This is a genomic window from Rosenbergiella australiborealis, assembly GCF_018494035.1.
Taxonomy (GTDB): Bacteria; Pseudomonadota; Gammaproteobacteria; order Enterobacterales; family Enterobacteriaceae; genus Rosenbergiella; species Rosenbergiella australiborealis.
Genome location: NZ_JABBFO010000041.1, coordinates 1 through 711, shown reverse-complemented (window position 1 = coordinate 711; position 711 = coordinate 1). Strand labels below are relative to the sequence as shown.

Annotated in this window: 1 pseudogene; it reads right to left on the bottom strand. The window is 43.9% G+C overall.

The annotated features are described in order from the left end of the window. Positions 1–449 precede the first annotated feature (449 nt). Positions 450–711, bottom strand: a pseudogene (locus tag HGT73_RS14610) (hypothetical protein); the annotation flags it as partial.

The window sequence follows — 711 nt, the reverse complement described above, 5'->3', positions numbered from 1 at the left end:
ATAGGGATAAAATCTAGCCCCGTTCCCGCAACATCTTTGACCATCTGCGTACAAGCTGCCTGATTTCCTTCACAGACTGCTTTTTGCGCCTTAAGGTACTTCTCTATTGTCCCTTTCTTATTCGCTTCCGCCGCTGCCAAGACATTAGCCAGCGCATTATTCTCAACCGTCACCTTCCCTGCTGACTGGCTGGGAAGGTGACGGTTACTACGGTTTAGAGGGAGGTTTTTTACGGAAGTTAAATTTATCAATTAGATTAAAGACTATAGTTGCCGATGTAATCGCTGTTCCTGCAATGCTCCCAAAAACAGTGGCTCTCTTTATCTGCCCATCAGGAATAAAAAAATATCCATTCTTAATGTACATAATGAACGATGCTCCAGCACCTAAAATAAAACAAAAAAGTATACAAAAAACACAAGAGTAAATTAGCAATTTGATATATGCACTCATTTTTCAATCTCCTTTGTTTTTTCAGGAGGATTTTGCGGTACTGGTGCGTTTAAAAAGTCTTTTGAGTATCCTCCCAAAAATTCTGTGCCTAGTGAACCTATAGCTTCAAATACAAATCCAGGTACCTCCTTCCCTGTCAACGAATTAACAATCCCCGGCGCATACTCCCCAAACATGCCGCCAGCCCAGGCACCGGCGGCAGAGGCCCCTATCGTTCCTGGATTTGGCCCATCAGTAAACACTGCACCACCTGCCGCT